At 67.4% G+C, this 390-nt stretch carries 1 pseudogene; it reads left to right on the top strand.

Features of this window, described 5'->3' with window-relative positions:
* A pseudogene (locus OC23_RS05395) lies at window positions 1–390 on the top strand (site-specific DNA-methyltransferase); the annotation flags it as partial.

Here is a 390-nt window from a genome sequence, read left to right as displayed (position 1 = left end):
GGGTTGGATGCGCCAGCAGGGCTGGCGGCGCTTTGCGTGGTACGTCTGGGATCAGGGGCCGGGGATGCCCGGCGACTGGGCAGGCCGCTTCGCGCCGAGCTTCGAGTTCGTCTTTCACTTCAACCGGGAGAGCCGTAAGCCGAACCAGATCGTCCCCTGCAAGCACGCAGGCCAGGAATCCCACCTGCGCGCCGACGGGTCGTCCACCGCGATGCGCGGCAAGGATGGCGAGGTGGGCGGCTGGACGCACAAGGGGCTGCCGACGCAAGACACCCGTATCCCCGACTCGGTGATCCGCGTGATGCGCCACAAGGGCAAGATCGGCCAGGACATTGACCACCCGGCCGTGTTCCCGGTGGCGCTGCCGGAATTCGTGATCGAGGCTTACAC

The organism is Acinetobacter sp. A47 (assembly GCF_000805455.1).
Taxonomy (GTDB): domain Bacteria; phylum Pseudomonadota; class Gammaproteobacteria; order Pseudomonadales; family Moraxellaceae; genus Acinetobacter.
This window is presented reverse-complemented; position numbering and strand designations above follow the sequence as displayed.